The sequence below is a fragment of the Niallia sp. genome, from assembly GCF_031978665.1.
GTDB lineage: Bacteria > Bacillota > Bacilli > Bacillales > Cytobacillaceae > Niallia.
The window spans coordinates 1-3,580 of the sequence record NZ_DALZDK010000010.1 but is presented as its reverse complement, the minus strand read 5'-3'; the positions used below and the strand labels follow the sequence as shown (position 1 = coordinate 3,580).

The window sequence follows — 3,580 nt, the reverse complement described above, 5'->3', positions numbered from 1 at the left end:
GTATTAAGAGGGAAAGTGGTGTTCGTGATTGAGATGAAAGCTACGAACCGGAGCATTAAGAGGAAAAGTGGTGTTCATAAGGAAGATGAAAGCCACAAACCGGAGTATTAAGAGGAAAAGTGGTGTTCATGATTGAGATGAAAGCCACAAACCGGAGTATTAAGAGGAAAAGTGGTGTTCATAAGGAAGATGAAAGCCACAAACTGGAGTATTAAGAGGAAAAGTGGTGTTCATAAGGAAGATGAAAGCCACAAACTGGAGCATTAAGAGGAAAAGTGGTGTTCATGATTGAGATGAAAGCCACGAACCGAAGTATTAATAGGAAAAGTGGTGTTCATAGCCCAAATCAAATGACCATCATCTACCTAAAAAAAGCCACAACCAAAATAAAGGCTTTCACCAACAATCAACAAAAAAATAACCAAAAAAGAGGGATAGCGTATGCGGATTTATACAAAAACAGGTGATAAAGGAGAAACAAGTATAATAGGGGGAAGAGTATTAAAGGATGATATTCGCGTAGAAGCCTACGGAACAGTAGATGAATTAAATTCTTTTGTGGGATTGGCGGTTGCACAATTAGTGGGAGAACAATTTGCTGATATTAAAGAAGACTTGGAGAAAATCCAGCATGAATTATTTGATTGTGGGGGAGATTTAGCGAGTATTTCTGCAAGAAGACAATTGAAGTTAACAGAAGAGGCTATTGCCTATTTAGAGGAACGAATTGATGTGTTTATGGAAGAGACGCCGGATTTGGAGCGCTTTATCTTACCAGGCGGCATAGAGGCGGCAGCTACTGTGCATCTTGCACGCACAGTGACAAGAAGAGCGGAACGCTTAGTGGTTACATTGGTGAAAACAAATGAGGATATACCGGAATTGCCATTAAAATACTTAAATAGACTTTCCGATTACTTTTTTGCGCTTGCAAGGGTGATTAATTACAGAAGCAATGTGGCAGATGTCGAATATGTTCGTAGTGCAAAGGTATTTCGAACAACTAAAAAGGGAGAGCAAAATGAACGTAAAGAAAATTAATATACTTGCCATTTTCATTGCGATATCAGTTATAGGTGCTTTTATAAAAATTCCAAGCTTTATCGGAAGTGTTGCGCTTGATAGTTTTCCAAGTCTCATTGCGGGTGTGTTTTTAGGTGGGATAGCTGGAGGAATCGTAGCGGCTTTCGGTCACCTTGTGTCTGCTTTGATAGGAGGACTTCCGCTCGGAATTTTTCATTTGTTTATTGCGGCAGAAATGTGTCTGCTTGTTTTTGTTTTTGCAAAAATCTATCAGACTGGAAATAGAATCGTCTCCTATTTGTGGTTTGTGTTAGGGAATGGAATTATACTGCCCCTTCCCTTCTTTGTGTTGATGGGAAAAGGTTTTTACGTTTCTATGGTTCCAGTATTGTTGATAGGTGCTGCATTAAACGGCATTGTTGCCCAGCTGTTAATGCCGAGGCTGGAATCTTTCCTTAAAGGGTGGAGAGAGGCGAAGCAATGAAGGATATACAAATTGTTCCATGGAATCAAGAAGAAGTGTTGGTTATCAGTGCGGATAATAGTGGAGGAATTGGAGAGAAAGAAGAGGATCAAGTTTCCGTTCCCTATGATATTGTTTCTTATTTTTCCTTTCGCGTAGCAGTTATGGAATGTATGGCAGCAGGAGGAATCCCATTTTCGGTACTTTTGCAGAATTTTTGTGGAGATGATGCTTGGAGTCCCCTTGTGGCAGGCATACAGAAAGGAGTGCGGGAGCTTGGATTAGATGCGGAGCTTGGAATAACAGGAAGTACGGAAAGTAATTTTTCCTTCCATCAATCAGCTGTAGGTCTAACGATTCTTGGAAAAAGGCGAGCTGATTTCAAGGAGACAACCATTAGAAATGGGAGAATAGCCGTTATTGGGAGTCCCCTTGTCGGGGAAGAAGTAATGTTACAAGAAGAAAAAGTAGTTCCCTTAACGATGTTTTCCTATTTTGCAAAGGACGTAAAATGTCGATTGCAGCCTGTTGGCTCCAAGGGGGTTCTTTATGAATTATGCCAGTTAAAGAGAAAGCTCTTTCAAGAGGAAGAAGTGTCAAGCTCTGTTGATCTTTTAAAATCTTCAGGTCCAGCTACATGCTTTATTGTCGAGTATGAAAAGGAAGCAGAATCTGAAATAATGAGGTTGGCGGGTGGCTATTTTCATGAAGTACTTATTTCTTCTAGATAAATGAAAGGAGCAAAATAGCTTTTTCTTTCTTTAGGGAGAAATTTTAAATAAATAAGCTCCATTTTAGCCCTTTTTTCATATGGTAATAAGAGTTAAAATGGAAAAGGATTATTAGGTCTAGCCTATATCTATTACAAGAATATGTGTTTTTGATTAAATTGTTATTTGACTTACATGTTTTCTTTTTAAAGGTATGGTTCTAGTGGTAGAATAAACAAGTGCATTGATTAAATGGAGGTAAACTCATAATGAAAAAGAAACTTGGATTATTATATGGCGGAAAATCTGCTGAACATAAAGTTAGTATGCAAACAGCAATGGCAGTAATTAAAGCATTAGATACAGATAAATATGATATTCACCCAATTTACATATCTGAGAGTGGTGAATGGGTGCGCGGACCACAATTAATGGGGCCGGTTGAAAATGTAAAAGAGCTTGCGTTTAACTCACAGGAGCAAATCGGCTCCAATGCGCTTTCTACTACTCTCTTCCAAGCAAATGATGAGGCTTCCTTAGATGTTATTTTTCCATTGCTTCATGGACCGAACGGTGAAGATGGAACAGTACAAGGATTGTTGGAACTTTTAAATCTTCCTTATGTTGGTAATGGTGTATTGGCATCATCAGCAGGAATGGATAAAGTAATCATGAAGAATATATTTGAAGTAGCTGGACTAAACCAAGTAAAATATAATTCTTTTATCCGCAGTGATTGGCAAAGTAATAAAGAAGCAGCGTATGATCGCGTGGAAAAGGAATTAGGTTTTCCTTGTTTTGTAAAGCCTGCTAATCTTGGATCAAGTGTAGGAATTAGTAAATGTACGACAAGAGAAGAATTAGAAACTGCGTTTATTGAAGCTTTCCAATTTGACCGTAAAATTATTGTTGAAGAAGGTCTAACAGCAAGAGAAATTGAAGTAGGGGTACTAGGTAATGATCACCCAGAAGTTTCGGTTGCTGGAGAAATTGTTCCGAAAAAGGATTTTTATGACTATAAGGCAAAATATGAAGATGGCGACACTGCTTTAATTATACCAGCAGATGTGACAGAATCCGAGTATGCAGCAATTAAAGACGATGCAATTAAAGCATTTAAGGCACTCGATTGTTCTGGTCTTGTTCGTGCAGATTTCTTCCTAACAAAAGAAGGTAAAGTTTATATTAATGAAGTAAATACAATGCCTGGATTTACACCGTTCAGCATGTTCCCATTATTATGGAAGCATACAGGTTTAGAATATGATGCTCTAATCAATAAATTAGTGGATCTTGCAGTGGAAAGACATACAGAAAAACAAAATATTAAATATACGATCTAATAGAGAATAAGAAAAGCGGAGGGCACCCGTTTAGGGGCGTG

Annotated in this window: 4 protein-coding genes; all 4 read left to right on the top strand. The window is 38.2% G+C overall.

Features of this window, described 5'->3' with window-relative positions; all coding sequences use genetic code 11:
* Nucleotides 1-441: 441 nt before the first annotated feature.
* The 4 genes from RTL21_RS07165 (at nt 442) to RTL21_RS07150 (ending at nt 3,539) form a co-directional block, all read left to right on the top strand.
* Nucleotides 442-1,041 carry a cob(I)yrinic acid a,c-diamide adenosyltransferase gene (locus RTL21_RS07165; protein WP_312094749.1) on the top strand — a complete coding sequence of 200 codons (600 nt, stop codon included), beginning with the start codon at nt 442-444 and terminating at the stop codon, nt 1,039-1,041.
* Nucleotides 1,022-1,507, top strand: a complete 486-nt coding sequence (locus RTL21_RS07160) for an ECF transporter S component (RefSeq protein ID WP_312094747.1) — start codon at nt 1,022-1,024, stop codon at nt 1,505-1,507. Before RTL21_RS07165 ends, RTL21_RS07160 begins: the two co-directional genes overlap by 20 nt.
* On the top strand, nt 1,504-2,217 hold the full coding sequence (locus tag RTL21_RS07155) for an ATP-binding protein (protein ID WP_312094745.1): 714 nt from the start codon (nt 1,504-1,506) through the stop codon (nt 2,215-2,217). The genes RTL21_RS07160 and RTL21_RS07155 overlap by 4 nt, the downstream gene beginning before the upstream one ends.
* A 248-nt stretch (nt 2,218-2,465) precedes the next feature.
* On the top strand, nt 2,466-3,539 hold the full coding sequence (locus RTL21_RS07150) for a D-alanine--D-alanine ligase (protein ID WP_312094743.1): 1,074 nt from the start codon (nt 2,466-2,468) through the stop codon (nt 3,537-3,539).
* The last annotated feature ends 41 nt before the right edge of the window (nt 3,540-3,580 follow it).

Bases quoted from the DNA above. Each gene is read 5' to 3' on its own strand.
- RTL21_RS07165 (WP_312094749.1), top strand. From the start codon at position 442: ATGCGGATTTATACAAAAACAGGTGATAAAGGAGAAACAAGTATAATA.
- RTL21_RS07155 (WP_312094745.1), top strand. From the start codon at position 1,504: ATGAAGGATATACAAATTGTTCCATGGAATCAAGAAGAAGTGTTGGTT.
- RTL21_RS07160 (WP_312094747.1), top strand. From the start codon at position 1,022: ATGAACGTAAAGAAAATTAATATACTTGCCATTTTCATTGCGATATCA.
- RTL21_RS07150 (WP_312094743.1), top strand. From the start codon at position 2,466: ATGAAAAAGAAACTTGGATTATTATATGGCGGAAAATCTGCTGAACAT.